We start from the raw sequence: 19,569 nt of genomic DNA, 5'->3' as shown, positions 1-19,569 counted from the left end.
CTCAGTACTCCGGTTCGGCGCGCAGGTCCGGCCGGGCGAAACGCTCGGCCAGGCGGTCCAGGGCGTCCTCGGCGGCTGAGGCCAGCACCGAATCGGGGTCCATGAGCAGACCCTGCAGGGCAGATGCGGTCGACTCCCCGCCGACCTCACCGAGGGCCTGCGCGGCGGCGCTGCGGACCCGCGGATCCGGGTCGGACAACAGCGCTTCGACGGTGCGGGCGGCGGACGCCAGGCCCTCCGCCGCGTGGGCCGCGACGACCCGGCAGCACATCCGCCGCACCGCCGTGCTCTCGTCCGTGAGGCCGGCCAGCACGGCATCGGCGGCCCGCGGGTGCCAATGGTGCACCAGCACGCGGGCGCCCAGCATGCGGGGCAGGTGCGGGTCCAGGGCCAGTTCCGGGTCCAGGGTGTCGGCCTCGCCGCGGATCAACGCGATGTCCGGATCCCCGACATCCCCGGGGCGCGCCCGGCCCCTGAGCAGCCGCACGGCCCAGTCGGCCAGCTGGTGCCCGCCCACCTGCTCGACGGCGGCCGTCACCATGGCGGCCTCCTCGCCCTCGGCGGGGCCCGGCAGGTTCACCTCCCAGAAGCGGTCGGCCATCAGTGCTGCCCTCTTTCCTGGGTCTCGGCTGTCTCATTGACTGTCTCGTTGTCTGTCTCAGTACTGGGTCCCGGGCCCCCTGCGGCCGGTGCGCGGCCGGCGTCGCCCTTCTGTTCCTCCAGCAGGTGGTTGGGCAGCCGGTTCCCCGGTGCCCGGCCGCGGATCTCCAGGAGGGTGCGGGCGTGCTGCCACAGCCTCCGGTCCTCGTCATTGGCCGGCTTCCACGTGGGGACCGGCACGGACGTCCCGGAACTGTCCCGGGCCACCATGACGGTGATGCAGTTCGTGGTCTGGGCCAGCTCCTGACCCTTCGGGTCCCCGGACCGGACTTCGACGGCGATGTGCATGCCCTTGTTCCCCGTGTAGATCAGGCGGGCCTCCACCTCCACGAGGTCTCCGATGTGCAGGGGGCGCAGGAAGCGGATGCCGCCGGAGAACACCGCCACGGTGTCCCGGCCGCAGTAGCGGGAGGAGCAGAGGTAGGCCGCGGAGTCGATCCATTCCATGACGATCCCGCCGTGGACCTTGCCGCCCCAGTTCACGTCCGTGGGTTCGGCCAGGAAGCGCAGCACCACCTTCTCGGCGGTGCCGGCCTCGGTGTACTGCTGCCCCCGGAGCTCGGCCGAGATCTCGTCCCGGACCGGGATGCGGGACCTGGCGTAGTCGCGGGCGAGCTGCTGCTCCAGGGTGCGGGGGACGAACTCGGGCACGGGCGTGGAGTGGCCCTCCGCGTCCACGGCCACGAAGATCACCAGGCAGCGGGCACGTTCTGCGAGCTGACCGGTCTTCGGGTCTCCCGATCGCACCATGGTGTTGATGTGCATGGAGGACCGGCCCGTGTAGAGGACAGTGGCCGTGATCTCGACCATCTCGCCGATCTGGACGGGGTATTCGAAGTGGACGTTGCCCACGTAGGCGGTGACGCAATAGCTCTCGCTCCAGCCCGTGGCGGCGGCGAAGGCGGCCTTGTCCACCCACTCCAGCACCCGGCCGGCATCCACCGTCCCGGCCTTGCCACGATCGGTGGGGGCCGCGAGGAAGCGCAGCGTGACCTCGTGCCGGCGGTCCGCCGTTGGCGTCAGCGATGCCGGAGCGGCCGGCGTCGGGGAAATCTCCATCCCACCATTGTGACCTGCGGCCGGGGGCTGGACGTCGGCTGTGGACTTGCCGAAAGTTTCCGCTGGGCGAGAATCCGGTGAACGTGGCGTCCGTCACGGGTGCTAGTTTCGGTGGTATGCCCACCCACAGTTCCGTAGCCCTGCAGTTCAGGGCCGAAGCCTATGACCACCCTGATGGCTCCGTGGACGCCGGCACTGTCATGACCTGGATCGACAAGACTGCTTACGCCTCCGCCGCCTCCTGGTCCGGCACCAACGTGGTCTCCTCCTATGTGGGCAACATGCACTTCGGCAACCCGGTGCCGGTGGAGACCCGCGTGGTGGTGCAGTCGCGGGTGGTGCACACCGGCCGGACCTCGGTACACGTGCAGACTCGGGTGGTGCTGCCGGAGATCAAGGGTGCTGACGGCAAGTCCACGGTGTGCACCGAGTGCGTCATGGTCTATGTGGCAGTGGACGCGCAGGGCAACTCCATCCCCGTCCGCCCCTGGGAGCCGGACACCCCGGAGGAGCTGGAGCGGGAGCGCCTGGCCAAACTGCGGGGCACGGTCCGCCGTGAGGTGGAGGAGGCCATGATCGCGGCCCCTCCGCCGGCCGGTGAGCTGACCAGCGAATCAGTGGTCATGAGGTTCCTGGCCCACACCCGCGAGGTGTACCCCGGGGAGAAGGTCCAGGGTGGCACTGTCATGCGGTGGATCGACGAGGCGGCCAACGTCTGCGCCTCCCGGTGGTCAGGCGTGCCTGTGGTCGCCGTCTTCGCCGGCGGCGTGCGCTTCTACCAGCCCGTCCGGGTGGGCGACCTCGTGGAACTGGAGGCCCGGCTCGTGCACACCGGCCCGCGTTCCATGCACCTGTCCGTCCGCGCCCGGGGCGGGGACCGGCGTGAACGCGAACCGATGCTGATCGCCCACGGGCTCACGGTGATGGTGTCCGCCGGAGCGGACGGCAAGGCCCTGCCCGTCAAGCAGTGGACCGCCGTGACCGAGCAGGACCAGGCCCTGGAACGGCGTGCCCTGGAACTCGTGGGCCTGCGGAACAAGGCCGCCCACGAATGGGCCGGCGGCTGACGGGGAGGACTGCTCCTCGGCCGAGGGCTGTGCGAAGCCCGCGGGCCGCTCGCAGGTGGTGAGTCACACGACGGGGACTCAGGTGTAGAACCCGTCCCGCAGATTGATCCCGTGCTCCACCCAGGCCTTCATGGCTGCCAGCATCCCGGTCCAGCCCATACAGTTGCCGAACGCGTTGCGTGCGCCGTCCTGGGTGGGATGCCAGGAGGACTCCGTGATCGAGACCAGCGTGCGAGTGTCTCCGTCCAGCGGGGAGAACGTGAACGTCACCGTGGTCATGCCGGACTCATCCACGGCCGACTCGCCGTCCCACCGCAGCACGATCCGTTGCGGCGCGATGGCCTCGACCACCTCGACCGGGAACGCCCCGGGGAAGTCGGCGAAGTCCCACGTCACCTCGGCACCGGTCTCCAGCCGGCCCCGCGCGCCGCCGGTGGTGAAGTACCGCGAGATCCGGCCCGGGTCCGCCACGGCCTCATAGGTCTCCGCCACCGGCCTGGCGATCCGCCCCGTCACGGTGAAGGACAGCTCGGTGAGGTCTACTGGCTCTGTCATGCGGTGAAGATACCGCCTGCACCCGGCGTGGCGATAGGGTCCACGCATGGACGTCTGCCCGGTCGAGCTCGAGGTCGGGGTGCCCGTCACCGCGCCCTACGACGCCCCCGGGATCTTCCGCTTCCTGGCGGCGCGCGCCATCACGGGCGTCGAGGCCGCCGACCTGACACGGCCCGAGGACCTCCGATACGCCCGCACACTGACCCTGCCGAACGGTCCGGCCGCGGTCCTGGTGTCCGCCACCTGGACCCGGAACCGGAGCTGGACCCTGCGGGCGAGGCTGCAGCTGGCCTCCGCCGCAGACCAGGGCCCCGCGCTCGCCGTCCTCCGGGCGCTGTTCGATGCGGACCGCGATGCAGTCGAGGCAGATGGTCTGTTGGCCGCCGACCCCGCTCTGGCTCCCCTCGTGCGGCGCACCCCGGGCATCAGGATCCCGGGCACGGTGGACCCTCACGAACTCGTGGTCCGCGCGCTCGTGGGCCAGCAGATCTCGGTCGCCGCCGCCCGCACGCATCTCGGGCGGCTGGCCGGGGCCCTGGGCACCCCGTACGCCCCTCGCGGCTTCCCGCCGATGCGCCAGTCAGAGGAACGCCCGGACGAGGACTCGCTCGTGGCCTCACTGCACCGGCACTTCCCGACGGCGGCCCAGATCGCCTCCGGCGTGCCCGAACCGATTCCCGGCGAGAGACCCGACCCCGAGCGACTCCTGAGGCTGCCGGGACAGGCCGTGCGGGCCGTCGTCGGGGCCTGCCGCGCCCTGGCCGACGGTGAGCTGGCCGTGCACGCGGAAGCCGAGCCGGAGGCGCTGCGCCGGGCGTTGCTGGCACGGCCGCGCATCGGGCCGTGGACCGCGGCCTACGTGGCGATGCGCGTGCTGAGAGATCCCGATGCCTGGCTCGACGGGGATGTGGCGCTCGTGGCCGGAGCACGGGCTGCGGGGCTGCTGGCACCGGACCTCACCGGGTCGGCGGCGCACAAGGCCCTGGCCCTCCGAGCCGCGGACTGGTCGCCCTTTCGTTCCTCCGCCGCCCTGCACCTCTGGCAGCTGGCGGGCCGTCGCGCCACCATGGGACGGGACGCCCGACCACGAAGGAGTGCCCGATGATGGACCCCAACCCCGCCGCGGTCGACCAGAACACGATCGAGCACGCGGCGATAGACCCCGCCGCCTGGGACGGTCTCGTCCTGTGCGCCACCTGCGGGGTCGAGCAGGCGGACACCGCCGCTGATTCCCTGACTGACGCCCTGACTGATGCCCTGCCGGCGGTCTGCGCCATCTGCGCGGACGACCGGCAGTGGGTTCCCGCCGACGGGCAGCGCTGGACCACGGTGGGTGAACTCCGCGCGTCGGGTGCGAGCACCGAGGTGACCGAGCTGGAACCGAACCTGTGGGCCGTGCGGGTGAGCGCCGGCGTCGGGATCGGCCAGCATGCCAAGATCCTGGTCACCGGGGCCGGGAACCTCATGGTGGACGTCCCCGCGTACATCGACCGCGCGGCCGTGGACGCCGTGATGGGGTTGGGCGGGCTGGCGGGGATCATCGCCTCCCACCCGCACATGTACGGCGCGCAGTCCGCCTGGGCCGAGGCCTGTGGAGGAACGGACGGTCCGGTGCCCGTCTACATCTCCGAGCCCGACGCCGGCTGGCTGGCCCGGCGGCCGGCGAACACCATCGTGTGGTCCGATTCCCTGACGCCGCTGCCCGGGCAGTCCGGACTGCCCGGCTCACCAGTGACCGCCTCCCAGCCCGGCGGGCATTTCCCCGGCAGCGTGGTGGTGCACTTCACCGGCCAGGACGGGGCGGGCGTGCTGCTGGCCGGGGACACCGTGGGCGTGGCCCGGGACCGGAAGTGGGCCACGTTCATGCGCTCGTTCCCCAACTACCTGCCGCTGTCCGGGGCCGTGGCCCGGCGGATCGCCGGGCACCTGGACCGGTACGAGTACGAGCGGCTCTATGACAACTTCTCCGGGGTCATCTCCTCCGAAGCCTCCGCGGTGGTGCACCGGTCCGCGCGGCGGCATGCGGACTGGGCCGAGGGCCGGATGGACCACCTGACTTGACCCTGACGCGACGTGAGGCTGTTCAGTGGGAGCCATGAAGAACGAGAAGCAGCGGATGAGACCCGGAGCCCATCCGGAGCTCGCACTGATGACGGTGGGGGAGACCGCCTCCGCCACCGGCGTCACCGTGCGCACCCTGCACCACTATGACGAGATCGGGCTGGTCTCCCCGGCCGCCCGCTCCTCGGCCGGCTACCGGCTCTACGCCCCCGCCGACCTCGAGCGCCTCCAGCAGGTGGTCGCCTACCGGCGGCTGGGCCTGGGGCTGGAGGACATCGCCGCCGCGCTCGCAGAGGGGCCCGGGCGCGACGACGGCGCGCACCCGGGTGCGCGGGGCACACCGGCCTGCCGGCCGGCGTCGGGCACTAGAACGCCAGCGCGAGCTGGTGGAGGAGAAGATCACCGAACTCACGCGGCTGCTGGCCGCGTTGGACACTGCATTGGAGAAGGACATGAAGGACATCGACCTGAACGAGGACGAGATGCGCGAGCTCTTCGGGGACTCCTACACGGAGCACTTCGAGGAGTACCAGGCCGAGGCCGAGGACCGCTGGGGCCAGACCGAGGCCTGGAAGGAGTCGCAACGCCGGACGACGGCGTACACGCAGGAGGACTGGGCCAAGATCAGCGCGGAGACGGAGGAGAACAACCGGCTGATCCTGGACGCGATGGACGCCGGCCTGCCGGCCGACTCGGAGCAGGCCATGGCCGCAGCCGAGGCCATGCGCGTACACATGGACCACTGGTTCTTCCCGATCGACGGAAAGTTCCACAAGAACCTCGGGGACATGTACGTCCAGGATCCCCGGTTCATGAAGACCTATGAGGACCTGCGCCCCGGGCTGGCTCAGTATCTCCGGGACGCCATCCACGCCAATGCGGACCGGATGGCGCGGTAGTCCGCCGCCCGCCACCGGGATCTGCGGGCGGGTTCTCCGATTCTGCTCAGAAGGTTTCACTGTCAGCAGAGAAGCGCCCATTTCACGCGATATTCGGGCATGATAACGATGGACCATTTTCGGCTCCCCGATCCCGCAGCCCACGCCCTCTCGGTCACAGCGGCATTCCTGCGCCCGGAAGCGGTCCCCATCATCAACATCCCTCCTGCCTGATCGGCAGGTGGGCGGAACGATCCGGAAGCGAAACCCATGCTGTGGAAACTCGTCCGGCATTACGGCAAGCCCTACTGGGCCCATGTCGTGGCCGTCCTGGTGCTCCAGCTGGCCGCCACCCTGGCCACGCTGTACCTGCCCAGTCTCAACGCTGACATCATCGACAACGGCATCGCCACCGGTGACACCGAGTACATCTGGCGCGTGGGCGCCGTCATGCTGGCCGTCGCCCTCGCCCAGGTCATCACCGCCATCGCGGCGGTCTGGTTCGGTGCGCGCATGTCCATGTCAATCGGCCGGGACATCCGCCAAGCCATCTACACCCGCGTGGACCACTTCTCCGCCGAGGAGATGGGCCGCTTCGGTGCCCCCACCCTGATCACCCGCGGCACGAACGACGTGCAGCAGGTGCAGATGGTCGTGCTGATGGCCCTGAACTTCATGGTGATGGTCCCCATCATGTCCATCGGCGGCATCGTGATGGCCATCCAGGAGGACCCGGGCCTGTCCTGGCTCGTGTGGGTGTCCGTTCCCGTGCTGCTGCTGATCGTGGGCGTGCTGGTGCGGCGGCTGATGCCGCTGTTCGAGCGGATGCAGACCAACATCGATGACGTCAACGGCGTGATGCGCGAGCAGATCATGGGTATCCGCGTGGTGCGGGCCTTCGTGCGGGAGCGCCACGAGACCGGTCGCTTCACGGACGCCAACGCGACGCTGACCAAGACCTCCGTGAACATCGGCCGGCTGTTCATCCTGATGGGCCCGCTCATCACCATGGTCCTGCACCTGGCCACCGCCGCCGTGCTGTGGTTCGGCGGCCACCGCGTGGACGACGGCCTCGTGGAGGTCGGCGCCCTGACCGCGTTCATGCAGTACCTGCTGCAGATCCTCATGGCCGTCATGATGGGCACGTTCATGTTCATGATGTTCCCGCGCGCGATCATCACCGCCCGCCGCATCGGCGAGGTGCTCACCACCACCGGTTCCGTCCAGGAGCCGGAGTACTCCATCGAGCCGCAGAGCAAGGACGGCACGGTCGAGTTCCGCAACGTGTCCTTCGCCTATCCGGGCGCCGAGGCGCCCATCGTGGACGGTGTTTCCTTCACTGCCGAGGCCGGCCGGACCACCGCGATCATCGGCTCCACCGGTTCCGGCAAAACCACCCTGATCAACCTCGTCCCCCGGCTCTACGACTCCACCGGGGGCACCGTGCTGATCGACGGCGTGCCGGTGGCGGAGATGTCCCGGGCCGCCCTCACCGAAGCTGTGGGATTCGTTCCCCAGAAGCCGTTCCTGTTCTCTGGTTCCGTGGCGGACAACCTCCGCTTCGGCAAGCCGGATGCCTCCGAGCAGGAGCTCTGGGCGGCCCTGGACACCGCCCAGGCCACCGAGTTCGTCCGGGACCGGACCACCGGCGAGGGTGAGAGCGCCGCGACCGGGCTCGACTCGTCCATCTCGCAGGGCGGCACCAACGTCTCCGGCGGTCAGCGCCAGCGACTCTGCATCGCCCGGGCCCTGGTGGCGAAGCCCCGCATCTACCTGTTCGACGACTCGTTCTCCGCCCTGGACGTCACCACGGACGCCCGGCTGCGGGCTGCCCTGAACGGCTACACCGAGGGGGCCACCACGATCATGGTGGCCCAACGCGTCTCCAGCATCACCGAGGCGGACCAGATCATCGTGCTCGAGGAGGGCCGAGTCGTCGGCCGCGGCACCCACCAGGAACTCCTCGACACCTCGGAGACCTACCGGGAGATCGTGGATTCCCAGATCAGCGCGGAGGAAGTGGCATGAGCACGGGCGAGAGCAACAACAGCACCCAGTCCAGCCAGCGAACCGGCCGCCCAGAGGACCTCTTCCCGGAGGTCCAGCGCCCCGCGTACCGGTCCACCGCCTTCCGGCGCACTGCCGGAGGTGCCGTGAAGGACGGCGGCGCCGCGGCCGGCGTCGTGTCCGAGCAGGAGATCGCCGAGCTGCAGGACAGTGTGGGCACCGGCGAGTGGGGCGAGGGCTCCGCGCCACGCAAGGCCAAGTCCTTCTGGCCCTCACTCGGGCGGCTCTTCGGCACCCTGAAGGACCACAAGTTCGGGGTGGTGATGGTGTTCGTCTTCGGCGCCATCTCGACCATCCTGACGGTCTGGGCCCCGGCCATCCTCGGCCAGGCCATGGACGTGATCTTCGACGGCTGGCTGGGCGACGGCATCGACTTCACCACGCTCTCGCGGATGCTGGCGATCGTGCTGGGCATGTACGTGGTGGCGTCCCTGTTCGACTGGCTCCAGGGCTTCGTGCTCAACGAGATCGTGATGCGCGTGGTCTACCGGATCCGCCAGCAGATCGAGGCCAAGGTCAACCGCCTGCCCCTGAGCTACTTCGACACGCGCCAGCGCGGGGATCTCCTGTCCCGGACCACCAATGACGTGGACAACGTGCAGACCGCCATGCAGCAGGCCTTCGCGTCCCTGTTCTACGCGGTCATGACCATCATCGGCATCACCATCATGATGTTCGTGCTGTCCTGGCAACTGGCGCTGATCGCCCTGATCGCCCTGCCGATTGCCGGGATCGTGGTGGGCCTCATCGGCTCGAAGTCGCAGAAGCTGTTCACCGCCCAGTGGAAGAACACCGGGCGGCTCAACGGGCACATCGAGGAGTCCTTCACCGGGCACGAGCTGGTGACCGTGTTCGGCCGCCAGGAATCCATGCGCGAACGCTTCGACGAGCGGAACGAGGACCTCTACGAGGCCTCCTTCCGGGCTCAGTTCTACTCCGGCATGATCATGCCGATCATGCAGTGGGTGACGTACCTGGGCTATGTGGGCATCGCCGTGGTCGGCGGCCTGCGGGTGGCCACCGGCCAGATGTCCCTGGGTCAGGTCACCGCGTTCATCCAGTACTCCCGCGAGTTCAACGCCCCGCTGGGTGAGATGGCGGGCATGGCGAACATGCTCATCTCCGGCGTGGCCTCGGCCGAGCGGATCTTCGAGCTGCTGGACGCCGATGAGCAGGAGGAGGACCTGTCCGACCAGGCCGAAGAGGGCACCCTGGATCCGGACGGCAAGCAGCCCGGCCAGCTGGCCCAGCCCGTGCACGGCCGGGTGGAGTTCGACCACGTGCAGTTCTCCTACACCCAGGAGAAGCCGCTCATCACGGACCTGTCCCTGGACGCGCGTCCGGGGGAGACCGTCGCCATCGTCGGCCCCACCGGGGCGGGCAAGACCACCCTGGTCAACCTCATCATGCGGTTCTACGAGATCGACGGCGGTCAGATCCGGCTCGACGGCGTGGACATCGCCACCCTGGACCGCGGGGTGCTCCGCGGCCAGATCGGCATGGTGCTGCAGGACGCCGTGCTCTTCGGCGGGACCATCCGGGAGAACATCCGCTACGGCCGGCTCGACGCCACGGACGAGGAAGTGGTGGCAGCGGCGAAGGCGACCTTCGTGGACCGGTTCGTGCACACATTGCCGGACGGCTATGACACGGTGATCGAGGCGGAGGGAGCCAACATCTCCGCCGGTGAGCGCCAGCTCATCACGATCGCCCGGGCCTTCCTCGCCGATCCCGCGCTGCTGATCCTGGACGAGGCCACCTCCTCCGTGGACACCCGCACCGAGGTGCTCGTCCAGGAGGCCATGGCGGCCCTGCGCTCGGACCGGACGTCCTTCGTGATCGCGCACCGGCTGTCCACCATCCGCGATGCGGACGTGATCCTCGTGATGGAGCACGGGGACATCGTGGAGCAGGGCTCGCATGAGCAGCTGCTCGCCGCCGAGGGTGCCTACTACCGGCTGTACATGTCCCAGTTCACCCAGGGCGTTGACCTGGACGCGGAGGAGGCGGCGGTGTCCGTGGGCACCGGTGCCATCCCGCTGGTGGACGCCCAGCCGGTGTCGGCCGGGGAATCTCCCGTTCCCGTGTCCACTGGACCGCTTCCGCTACTGGCCGAGCCGGAGGAGGGCGTGAATCCGCCCGGCGTCGACCGCGGACGATGACGCCGCCCTCCAGCGAAGGGCGACCCTTCACCCTTCGAGGTGACGGTTGGAAAGACGACTTTCCGTCAGTGCGACAGGAGGTCGGATTCTCACCCGTCTACTTCGTTTTCATGGGCGCGTTGTCGGCGTAACTGCTGTGCGGCGGCGTCGTTGCCTTCCTGCGCGAGCCCCGTCAGCATCTTGGTGACTTTCTGTTCCGGTGCCCGCGGCGGCAACAGCGGCGTGGCCGGGTCGACGATCGCCTCGATCACCGTGGGCCGGTCCGCGGCCAGGGCGGCGGCCCAGGCGTTGTCGATGTCCTCCGGCCGGTCGATCCGGATCGCGTCCAGCCCGAGCAGGCGGGCGTAGGCGGTCCAGGAGAAGCCTGGGACGTCCTGGGATGCGGGGAAGCGGGCGTCGCCCTCCATCTCCCGCTGCTCCCAGGAGACCTCGGCGAGGTCTCCGTTGACCAGGACGAGGACGACGAAGCGCGGGTCCGCCCAGTCCCGCCACCGGTGGGCCAGGGTGATCAACTCGGCGTTGCCGCTCATCTGCATGGCCCCGTCCCCGACCAGTGCGACCACGGGCCGGTCGGGGCGGGCCAACTTGGCGGCCAGGCCGTAGGGCATCGCCGAGCCCATGCAGGCCAGGGTGGAGGACAGGTGCGCGGGAACCCTCGGGGGCAGGCGCAGGAAGCGGGCGTACCAGTAGGTGACGGAGCCGACGTCGACCGCGACCTGGGCGTCCGCGGGCAGATGCGCGGACAGGGCCGCGACGACGGCCTGCGGGTTGAGTGGAACCGCCGGTTCGGCACAGCGTTGCTCTGCCACCCGTCGCCAGGACGTGACCATCTCCTCTACGTCTTCGCGCCATGATGTGCCCAAGTGTTGCAGGCGGGGCAGCAGGGCGCGGAGGGTCTCCGTGGCGTCCCCGGCCAGGGCCACCTCGACGGGATACTTGGCGCCGAGCTTGCTCGCGTTGATGTCGATCTGCACCGCCCGGGCTTGACCGGGGGCAGGGTAGAACTCTGTCCACGGGTCGTTGCTTCCCACGATCAGGAGGGTGTCGCACCCGGCCATCAGATCGGCCGCCGCCGTGGTCCCGAGATGGCCCATGACCCCGCAGGAGTACGGGAGGGATTCATCCAGCACGGGCTTGCCGAGCAAAGAGGTGGCGACTCCGGCGCCGAGCCGCTCGGCCACCTTCTGTACTTCCGTGCTGGCGCCGTAGACCCCTTGGCCCACCAGCAGCGCCACGCGCTCCCCGGCGTTGAGCAGCACTGCGGCTCGATCCAGGTCCTCCTCGCCGGGGATAGTCCGAGGGACGGCGGTGACCGGGGCGCTGGGGACCACCCCGTGCGTGTGCTCCTTGGCGGGGACCTCGGCCTGTTGAATGTCGTGGGCCACGATCACGCAGGTCGGGCTCGAGGTGGCGATCGCGGTGCGGAAAGCGTTGTCGACCACGGCCTCGAGCTGTTCCGGGGCGGAGAGTGTCTGGACGTACTGGGCGCACACGTCCTTGAACAAGGTGGGCAACTCGACCTCCTGCTGGTAGCCGCTGCCCTGGGCCGTGGTGACGACCTGTCCGATGATGGCCACGACCGGCTTGCTGTCGAGTTTGGCGTCGTACAAGCCGGCGAGCAGGTGCACCGCCCCGGGGCCCTGGGTGGCCAGACAGACCCCGACTTCTCCGGTGTACTTGGCGTGGCCGGTGGCCATGAAGGCGGCCATCTCCTCGTGCCGGGCCGAGACGAACTCTATGCCTTGCTCGGCCCGGTGCAGGGAGGCCAGGAGAGGGTCCACCCCGTCCCCGGCGTAACCGAACACCCGGTGCACGTCCCAAGCCCGGAGACGGTCGACGATCCCGTCTGCAACGTTGCCCATGCTCGTCCTCCTGTCGTGCACCCTTGCTCGGCTTCACGACCACAGCAATGGATGCTTCTGATGCTTTCGTCGCCGGCCACGGCATCCTCTGGCGTCTCTTCTGGTGAACACCCATGGTGTTACCCGTCGGTCGAGGTAGTGGCAGCTGTTGATCCTGCCCATCATTCTGGGCGGACCAGGGCCGTCCGGGGAAGAGACAAGCCATGTCGGATCCGAGGCGGCGACCACGCGTTGGACACCGAAGCGGTTGCCACCGCAGTGCAGCAGGCCCGGCGGCCCGGGTCTGGAGGGCGGCCCGGCTCGATGTTGGCCTGTAGTCGTTCTCTACTGTGGGTGCTTTTCGTCGCCCTGTTCTTGTTCGCCCTTGTCGCGTTTGTCGGCGAAGTCCTTGTTCAAGTCCTTGGGCTGGTTGACGTCTTCGGGGTTGTCTTGGGCGGACTGCATTGCCTTATCAGCTGCGTCACCGATACCGGACATGACGGTGTTCCTTTCGTCGTTCCCACCGCAACCGGCTGAGCGGCCGGCACGGCCTTGGGCACCCATCCTGGGGCATAGCGAATGGGCAGTCCAGTCCCGGACCCAGACGGCCTTGCGGCGTGCAATGGACGTATCCAGCGGGAATCCCGCTGCCCGGTAGGCCGTATCGATCAATGAGAGCGGACGGGGAGTCACCGGACGGAGTTGACGATGTCGGCGTCGAGCAGTTCCTTCGGGGCACGGTTGTGGATGCGTTTCCGTGCTGGCAAGTCGACCCCCCGGGTTGGTCGTCAAGCAACAATCGAGGGTTATCAGGCCGCGGTACCGCTGTTACGTTGAGAGTTCCGAGCAGCCCCAACTTGTCAGGAAGTCCCATGAACGACGTACCAGACCATGATCAGCTGCCTCTGCCCGACTATGACCACATCCCGCTGGGGACACTGCCCAGCAGAATCAACGGGCTCAGCGAAGACCAGGTGAACCAGTTGCTGGCCTACGAGACCGCGCACGGCAACCGTCTTCCGGTGGTCCAGGTCCTCGAACAACGCATCGAAGCCTTGCGCAACGGTGCCGAACCATCTGGGCCTACCGTGCCGGACACTCCCGAGGTCAGTGAGGGCCGTAGTGGTTCCCCGGTCTCTCCGGAGACCACCGGACCGAATGTCGTGCCGCCATTTCACGGCAACCCCGCTTACCCCTCGCAACCGGAGAAGTAGAGGTCCGAGCCGACTGGGTCCAGTTGCACATGCGGAGCGGTTTCGGCTTCCTCCGGGTGGCTTTCTGGCGTGGACGTCCACCTCTCGTCTCCCCGGCCTGTCGCAGAGCCAGCGTTGCCAGGGCGAGCAGCACTGTCGGTCTTTGATCCGGCTCATCCGCGTGACACGGTGAAGCGCAGGTGGAATGGGCTCAGGGTCCCGGGGACCTGGTCGGTGTCGAGAGGTCGTTCGGGCGTGAACCGCCGCTGGCGCAGCAGGTCCCCGAGCACCAGGCTGGCGGTCAGTAGCACCACGTTGCGTCCCGGGCACATGCCGGGTCCGCCGCTGAACGGCACGATCGGCCAGTCGCTTCCGTTGCACGGGGCATGCCCCCAGACTTCCACGGGGATATGACCCCGACAAGGGAACTCTCATGCCATCGCCTCTTGAGCCACTCCACTACATTCCCCTAGCGTGGGGGCTACTTCCCCTGGGAGTTGGGGAGGGCCAGGATCTGCAGGCAGCTCAGCCTCAGACGCAGAGCATGACGCATAGAAAGGCAGGGACCATGGCCAACGAACCGCAGAGTCCCGTCAAGGACCCGAACTACGACCTAATCTCCATCCTGGAAGCATCCCTGCACATGGTGTGGAAGATGGAGACCTACGCGCGGGATGCCGAGCAGGCCGGTGACACCGAACTCGCCCACTGGTTCCGTGCGATTCAGGAGAACAACCGCAAAGCCGGCGAGCAGGGCAAGCAGCTGCTCGCCCAGCGCCTGCAGAACCAGGCGGGCTGACTATCCAATCGGGGCTTTCCCCAGCGAAGGTCCTGACACCGTCATGAGGAAGGCCTCCACCGCCACGGTCGGTGGGGGCCTTCCTGTACCCGCTTCGCCTGAAGACCCATGGATCGGGTAATGCTCCCTTGACGAGGACCCAGGCGGTATTCGTCCACCATCACACCATCGGAGCCGCTGTTGCCGCGCAGGCCGCCCGAGCCGCATCAACGACACCCGGTGGCTCCGTCTGCTGGAGACGTTCAGTTCGCGGATCTGGACGGTCGAGGAGGTGAACTTGGTCGAGTCGGTGCTGCAGGGCCACGGCCACCGGCCCCGGCGCCAGATCGTGATGTCGGCACCTTTGAACCACTGACGGGAGCGGCCGGCGTCGGTACCGTGGGTGGTGCCATGCCGTGATGCGGTCGGCAGCTCCATCACCAGTCGGCGGCAGCGGCGCGAGGAGAGGGAACACCATGCTGCAGCAAACTGCCCGGAAGACCACCCTGATCCGCACGACGACGGCCCTGCTGGGCCTGGGCGGCATGCTCGCCCTGGGTGCCTGTGGAGGAGGCGGCGACGTCGACGCGACGCCGGCTCCCGTGCCCGAGGCCGCCACCCCGTCGGTGCCGGCCGACGACCCCGAAGCTCCGGGTTCTCCCGACGAGTCCCCCGGCATGGGGGCGGAGGGGGCCGGCGCTGCCTTCACCGCCACTCTGCAGGACATAGACGGCGGCGAGCTCGTCACGGCAGAGATCAGCGACGCCGAGGGGATGCTTGAGTTCACGGTGGACGCCACCGGCATGGAACCCGGGTTCTACGGCCTGCACGTCCACGCGATCGGGGAGTGTGAGCCGGACAGCGCCGCCCCCGACGACCCGGAGGACACCGGTGCGTTCAAGTCGGCCGGCGGCCACATCGGCTCCGAGGATTCCGACCATCCGGACCATGCCGGCGACCTGCCGACCCTGCTCGTGCAGGAATCCGGGGACGCGCACCTGACGTTCCAGACTGACCGGCTGAGCGCGGAGGACTTCGAGGACGAGGACGGCGCCGCGCTGATGGTGCACTCAGAGCCGGACAACTACGCCAACGTCCCCGAGCGCTACGCCCCGGACGGACCGGACGAGGACACCACCGGCACCGGCGACGCGGGCGATCGACTGGCCTGCGGGGTCATCGAACCCGCCTCCTGATCCCTCCCGCGATTCGCCCCAACCCCACGTCACGTACTCAATTGATGTGTTGAGCGGATCAGAGCGGACGGACCGACGAGGCCTGCATGCCCTTGGCGCCCTGCTCGGCCTCGAACTCGACCTTCTGGTCTTCCTGCAGCTCCTTGAAGCCGCTGCCCTCGATGGCGGAGAAGTGCACGAAGATGTCGGCGGAGTTGTCGTCCGGGGCGATGAAGCCGAAGCCCTTCTCGGCGTTGAACCACTTGACGGTACCGGTGGCCATGTGAGCCTCCTTCAGGGGGATGTGTCCCCTGCCGGGTTTCCGGCGGGGGCGAAGCGGCATGTTGCGAACCGCTTCCCAACGCCCCAGTCGGCCCCAAGGGGCCGTCCGGTCCGCAGTGAAGACGGACTTACTGCTACGACTTCTGTGCCTACCGTACGAGACAACCAGCCACCGGGCCAGAGCCCATTCGGATCCCGGTTCGCCCCATTGCGGGTGCCATAGGGCGGTCGCTCGTGCTCGCTCGGGAACTTTGCGAGTCTTACGCGTCGAAGAAACTGCGCGACGTGCCAGTTCGGATAACCGAAAGGATCGATGGTGGGGACCGCTTGGCGACCCTCAGCGACACGCCGACAAGGCGGAAAACGTCGGGAAGATGAGGTGGCAATGTCCATCCGTGAAGACGACCTCGTGAGCGCACTTTGACGAATGGCCGAACGCCGGCAGGAGCGGAAGAGATGACCACTGCAGCGGCGGCGCAGGAGGACATGCCCGATGACGTCGCGCGGGCGCTGAAACGGGCCAGAACGCTCGAATGGGTAACGCTGGGCTACCTGCTGGTGGACGTCGCCCTGGTGCTGCTGGTGAGCGGAAACTCGCAAGCCATGCAGGCCGCTTGGGTCCAGGACCTCCTGGAAATGGTCCCGCCGCTGGCCTTCCTGGTCACCGTCAGGATGGTGGCGAAACGTCCCACGCGCAAACACCCGTACGGATTTCATCAGTCCTTCGATCTCGCCTACCTGTTCGCCGCCTTGGCGCTGTTGGGCTTCGGTGGTCTGCTGCTCGTGCAGTCGGCGCTCTCCCTGATCCAGGCAGAACATCCCTCGGTCGGTACCGTCGCAGTGCTCGGCGAGACGGTCTGGCTGGGTTGGTTCATGATCGCAGTGCTGGCCGCCGGCCTTGTTCCGCCCCTGGTCCTCGGTCGGATGAAGATGAAGCTGGCCCCGAAGCTGCACAACAAGATGTTGTATGCCGATGCCCAAATGAACAAGGCCGACTGGTTGTCGTCGGCCGCCGCCATCCTGGGCGTGGGCGGCATCGGGATGGGCTGGTGGTGGGCCGACTCGGTGGCCGCGATCGTCATCTCCCTTGACATCATCCAGGACGGGGTCAAGAACCTGCGCGGCGCCCTGTCGTCGCTGACCGACGCCGTACCCAACGACCTGAAGGGGAAGGATAGGCACCCGTTGCTGGGGGAGGTCGAGGACCACCTGGTGGCTCTGCCGTGGGTCAAGGAGGTCGGCGTGCGGATGCGGGAGCAGGGCCAAGTCTTCCATGTCGAGGCGTTCGTGGTTCCAGATTCCATCGACGACGCCACGGTAGACCGCTTGATCGACGCTCGTCACGCTTGCCTGGACCTGGACTGGAAGATCCACGACGTGGTGATCGTCCCCACCGAGCAGCTACCGGAGCCGCTCCGGCCGGACCCAGCTGATTCGGCGTAGAGACGCAGCCGGGGCAGCCACGAGCAGGTCAACGACGTCGGCCTCGCACGTCTCGTTCACGAGCCGGTGCCTTGGCGCCGGATTTCGGATGGAGGTCCTGGCAGGGGGACCCGTCAATGTGGCCGATCAGCTCTCTACCGGCCAATGAGGCCGTTCACGCGGCCTAAGGCCCAATCCACCGCCGCAGCTGAGAAGTTGGACATGGCCCTGCGGCGTGCCTCCCCAAAGTTCGGCTCACAAGGCCTTCTCCCCCGCCGTTCCACCACCGAACGAACCACCTCCACGCGTAGCCCGGTCCAGATCGTCGCGCTGATCTATGGCGTGGTCTTCCTGCTGGTGGGAATCGCCGGGTTCATCCCTGGGATCACCACCAACTACGAGACCATGCAGTTCGCAGGACACCACTCCGAGGCCATGCTGATGGGGGTCTTCCAGGTCTCGATCCTGCACAACATCGTCCATCTGCTCTATGGCATCGCCGGATTGGCGCTGGCCCGGACCGGGACCATGGCACGGCATTACCTGCTGTGGGGCGGCATCGTCTATCTCCTGCTGTGGCTCTACGGCCTGTTCATCGGCCACGAGTCGCCAGCCAACTTCGTGCCGCTCAACGATGCCGACAACTGACTGCACCTGGGTCTCGCCGTGACCATGGTCGCACTGTCCTTCCTGCCGCGCAGGACGGACTCCACCGCCGAGACGACCGCTGCGACACCTCGGTACTGATCTCTGATCTCCGTCTTCCGACCACGCTAGTCACCGCTGGAGGCATATACCGTGGGGTATCCACTAGGAGGGCCGAGGAGTCGAGACGTGAAGAATCTGTTGACAGAAGCTCTGACGATCCTGGGGAACACAGAGGTGAATGACACCAGGCACAAGGCCCGTGGCCGTCGGGCTCAGGCCCGAGTCCTTGCGATGATCAGCGTGGCCGACGCGACAGCCCGGATGTACCGCGAACAGCGAATCGCCAACCTGTTGGTGCTGGCACAAATGGAAAAGGACTACGCTGACTGGGCGCTGAGCGAAGCCCGGCGACTGCTATCCGCGGACAAGCCAGGAGACCCGCCCGCACCGCCGGATAAGTCCTGATCCACGGCTTTGGATCGGTGGATCAAGACCAGCAAGACCGAAAGGGTAACGGAGCGGAGCCGACGCATGGGCGGTGACGGACGCTGCGAGGTGCCCTGGCCGTCCTCGGGCCCGATGCGGTTCCTGAGCGGAGAATGGGGCTAACCTTAAAATTCCCTGTGTGTTAGCGTCGGCAACTAGCACGGAAGCTGTTACGCACTGATCACGTGAACCGCAAGGTCACCACGATGCCGGCGTCAGGGGGCCGACGATGACTCAGGGTCGAGAACGCACGTTTCTCGGAGCCACGATCTCCCGTCGCTCGATGCTGGGTTCCACCGCGATCTTCGGTGGTCTTGCTCTCGCCGGTTGCACGCCGTCGAGCGAGCGAGAGGTTCCGGAGGAGCAAAGCATCCTCGCACCCGATCGGGAACCCACACCGCCGGGGGACCTCGGCCCGGACGCCTACGCCTTCTTCACCGAGGAGGAGGTGCGGTCCCTTGAGGCCATGGTTGCGCGGATCATCCCCGGAGACGACGATGACCCGGGTGCCCTCCAGGCCGGCGTTCCCGTCTACATCGATCGCAAGCTGGACATGTTCGAGGCGTTCGCCGAGCCCACCTACCGGCACGGCCCTTTCGCCCAGGGATATGAGGACGGCGAGGAGCCGCCAGCGGACCCCGAGTCGGTGCCGGTGCCCGAGGACCAGCTGTACCGCTACGGCTATCAGGCAGAGCTCGGGCCCCAGGAGCTCTATCGTCTCGGTCTCGCCGGGGTGGACCGCCTGGCCCAGACCCGTTCTGGGTCTATGTTCGCCGATCTCGATGCCGGCCAGCAGGATGAACTCCTCATGGTGCTCGATGGAGTGCAGCAGCGCAGCGAGGGGGGCGGCAGCGGAAGCGGCGCGGACCCCGAGGCCGATGCCGGTGAGGACACGGGCAGCAGCGGCCCGTCGGAGTCTGAGATGGACCAGGCGGAAGACCTGTTCGGGGAGGCGGACCCGGGATCATTCTTCAACACGGTGCGCATCGACACGATCGAGGGGATGTTCTCCGATCCGGCGTACGGCGGGAACCGCAATCTCGCCGGTTGGACACTGATCGGCTGGCCGGGAGCCCAGCGCTCCTATTCACCGCACGAGATGATGCACGGCACCGACAAGCAGCCGACGTCCATGGAGGGGCTCACCCCGATGAACCCAGACCGTGCCGGTGGCGGCCGTGAGGCCCTCGAGCAGCCACGTGAAGGCGTCCACAGCCACTGAGCAGTCAGGAGGG

General features: G+C 67.9%; 20 protein-coding genes and 1 pseudogene. 14 read left to right on the top strand and 7 right to left on the bottom strand.

What is annotated here, in order from left to right:
• Nucleotide 1: 1 nt before the first annotated feature.
• Nucleotides 2-601, bottom strand: coding sequence for a HEAT repeat domain-containing protein (locus IEX49_RS04360; RefSeq protein WP_188804556.1), 600 nt, complete (start codon nucleotides 599-601; stop codon nucleotides 2-4).
• On the bottom strand, nucleotides 601-1,719 hold the full coding sequence (locus IEX49_RS04355) for an acyl-CoA thioesterase (protein ID WP_188804554.1): 1,119 nt from the start codon (nucleotides 1,717-1,719) through the stop codon (nucleotides 601-603). The genes IEX49_RS04360 and IEX49_RS04355 overlap by 1 nt, the downstream gene beginning before the upstream one ends.
• A 116-nt stretch (nucleotides 1,720-1,835) precedes the next feature.
• On the opposite strand from IEX49_RS04355, the gene IEX49_RS04350 reads away from it, so the two are divergent.
• Entirely contained in the window at nucleotides 1,836-2,786 is a 951-nt protein-coding gene (locus IEX49_RS04350; protein WP_188804553.1) for an acyl-CoA thioesterase, read from the top strand.
• Between the two features lie 78 nt (nucleotides 2,787-2,864).
• Here IEX49_RS04350 and IEX49_RS04345 read toward each other — a convergent pair whose 3' ends face one another.
• Nucleotides 2,865-3,341, bottom strand: coding sequence for an SRPBCC family protein (locus IEX49_RS04345; protein WP_188804552.1), 477 nt, complete (start codon nucleotides 3,339-3,341; stop codon nucleotides 2,865-2,867).
• Nucleotides 3,342-3,387: 46 nt separating this feature from the next.
• On the opposite strand from IEX49_RS04345, the gene IEX49_RS04340 reads away from it, so the two are divergent.
• The 6 genes and pseudogenes from IEX49_RS04340 (at nucleotide 3,388) to IEX49_RS04320 (ending at nucleotide 10,509) form a co-directional block, all read left to right on the top strand.
• Nucleotides 3,388-4,446 carry a DNA-3-methyladenine glycosylase family protein gene (locus tag IEX49_RS04340; protein ID WP_188804551.1) on the top strand — a complete coding sequence of 353 codons (1,059 nt, stop codon included), beginning with the start codon at nucleotides 3,388-3,390 and terminating at the stop codon, nucleotides 4,444-4,446.
• The gene (locus IEX49_RS04335; RefSeq protein ID WP_229672231.1) at nucleotides 4,443-5,402 is read left to right on the top strand and encodes an MBL fold metallo-hydrolase; all 960 of its coding nucleotides are present in this window, start codon (nucleotides 4,443-4,445) and stop codon (nucleotides 5,400-5,402) included. Before IEX49_RS04340 ends, IEX49_RS04335 begins: the two co-directional genes overlap by 4 nt.
• A gap of 34 nt (nucleotides 5,403-5,436) precedes the next feature.
• A pseudogene (locus tag IEX49_RS16760) lies at nucleotides 5,437-5,634 on the top strand (MerR family transcriptional regulator); the annotation flags it as partial.
• Nucleotides 5,635-5,788: 154 nt separating this feature from the next.
• The gene (locus IEX49_RS16755) at nucleotides 5,789-6,301 is read left to right on the top strand and encodes a TipAS antibiotic-recognition domain-containing protein (RefSeq protein WP_229672229.1); all 513 of its coding nucleotides are present in this window, start codon (nucleotides 5,789-5,791) and stop codon (nucleotides 6,299-6,301) included.
• Nucleotides 6,302-6,550: 249 nt separating this feature from the next.
• Nucleotides 6,551-8,308, top strand: a complete 1,758-nt coding sequence (locus IEX49_RS04325) for an ABC transporter ATP-binding protein (protein WP_188804550.1) — start codon at nucleotides 6,551-6,553, stop codon at nucleotides 8,306-8,308.
• Nucleotides 8,305-10,509, top strand: coding sequence for an ABC transporter ATP-binding protein (locus IEX49_RS04320; RefSeq protein WP_188804549.1), 2,205 nt, complete (start codon nucleotides 8,305-8,307; stop codon nucleotides 10,507-10,509). Before IEX49_RS04325 ends, IEX49_RS04320 begins: the two co-directional genes overlap by 4 nt.
• 89 nt (nucleotides 10,510-10,598) lie before the next feature.
• On the opposite strand, the gene IEX49_RS04315 is transcribed toward IEX49_RS04320, so the two are convergent.
• Both IEX49_RS04315 and IEX49_RS04310 read right to left on the bottom strand, forming a co-directional pair.
• On the bottom strand, nucleotides 10,599-12,371 hold the full coding sequence (locus tag IEX49_RS04315) for a thiamine pyrophosphate-requiring protein (protein WP_188804548.1): 1,773 nt from the start codon (nucleotides 12,369-12,371) through the stop codon (nucleotides 10,599-10,601).
• Between the two features lie 324 nt (nucleotides 12,372-12,695).
• The gene (locus IEX49_RS04310) at nucleotides 12,696-12,848 is read right to left on the bottom strand and encodes a hypothetical protein (protein ID WP_188804546.1); all 153 of its coding nucleotides are present in this window, start codon (nucleotides 12,846-12,848) and stop codon (nucleotides 12,696-12,698) included.
• 374 nt (nucleotides 12,849-13,222) lie between these two features.
• Here IEX49_RS04310 and IEX49_RS04305 point away from each other — a divergent pair, with 374 nt between their 5' ends.
• Complete coding sequence (locus IEX49_RS04305) at nucleotides 13,223-13,564, top strand: DUF8129 domain-containing protein (RefSeq protein WP_188804544.1); 342 nt, start codon at nucleotides 13,223-13,225, stop codon at nucleotides 13,562-13,564.
• Between the two features lie 152 nt (nucleotides 13,565-13,716).
• Here IEX49_RS04305 and IEX49_RS04300 read toward each other — a convergent pair whose 3' ends face one another.
• Nucleotides 13,717-13,857 (bottom strand): hypothetical protein, encoded by a 141-nt coding sequence (locus IEX49_RS04300; protein WP_188804542.1) that lies wholly within the window; start codon nucleotides 13,855-13,857, stop codon nucleotides 13,717-13,719.
• Between the two features lie 254 nt (nucleotides 13,858-14,111).
• On the opposite strand from IEX49_RS04300, the gene IEX49_RS04295 reads away from it, so the two are divergent.
• A complete protein-coding gene (locus IEX49_RS04295) occupies nucleotides 14,112-14,342 on the top strand; it encodes a hypothetical protein (protein WP_188804541.1) in 231 nt (76 codons plus the stop codon).
• Nucleotides 14,343-14,797: 455 nt separating this feature from the next.
• The gene (locus IEX49_RS04290; protein ID WP_188804539.1) at nucleotides 14,798-15,517 is read left to right on the top strand and encodes a superoxide dismutase family protein; all 720 of its coding nucleotides are present in this window, start codon (nucleotides 14,798-14,800) and stop codon (nucleotides 15,515-15,517) included.
• A 58-nt stretch (nucleotides 15,518-15,575) separates the two neighbouring features.
• Here the strand turns inward: IEX49_RS04290 and IEX49_RS04285 are convergent, their stop codons facing one another.
• Complete coding sequence (locus tag IEX49_RS04285; protein ID WP_188804537.1) at nucleotides 15,576-15,779, bottom strand: cold-shock protein; 204 nt, start codon at nucleotides 15,777-15,779, stop codon at nucleotides 15,576-15,578.
• A gap of 455 nt (nucleotides 15,780-16,234) precedes the next feature.
• Between IEX49_RS04285 and IEX49_RS04280 the strand changes: the two genes are divergently transcribed.
• From IEX49_RS04280 to IEX49_RS04260, 4 genes are all read left to right on the top strand, one after another.
• On the top strand, nucleotides 16,235-17,221 hold the full coding sequence (locus IEX49_RS04280; RefSeq protein ID WP_188804535.1) for a cation diffusion facilitator family transporter: 987 nt from the start codon (nucleotides 16,235-16,237) through the stop codon (nucleotides 17,219-17,221).
• 201 nt (nucleotides 17,222-17,422) lie between these two features.
• Entirely contained in the window at nucleotides 17,423-17,848 is a 426-nt protein-coding gene (locus tag IEX49_RS04270) for a DUF4383 domain-containing protein (RefSeq protein ID WP_188805021.1), read from the top strand.
• 186 nt (nucleotides 17,849-18,034) lie between these two features.
• Nucleotides 18,035-18,313 (top strand): hypothetical protein, encoded by a 279-nt coding sequence (locus IEX49_RS04265; RefSeq protein ID WP_188804533.1) that lies wholly within the window; start codon nucleotides 18,035-18,037, stop codon nucleotides 18,311-18,313.
• Nucleotides 18,314-18,563: 250 nt separating this feature from the next.
• On the top strand, nucleotides 18,564-19,556 hold the full coding sequence (locus tag IEX49_RS04260) for a gluconate 2-dehydrogenase subunit 3 family protein (RefSeq protein ID WP_188804531.1): 993 nt from the start codon (nucleotides 18,564-18,566) through the stop codon (nucleotides 19,554-19,556).
• The last annotated feature ends 13 nt before the right edge of the window (nucleotides 19,557-19,569 follow it).

The sequence above is a fragment of the Citricoccus zhacaiensis genome, from assembly GCF_014645315.1.
Classification (GTDB): Bacteria; Actinomycetota; Actinomycetes; order Actinomycetales; family Micrococcaceae; genus Citricoccus; species Citricoccus zhacaiensis.
This window is presented reverse-complemented; position numbering and strand designations above follow the sequence as displayed.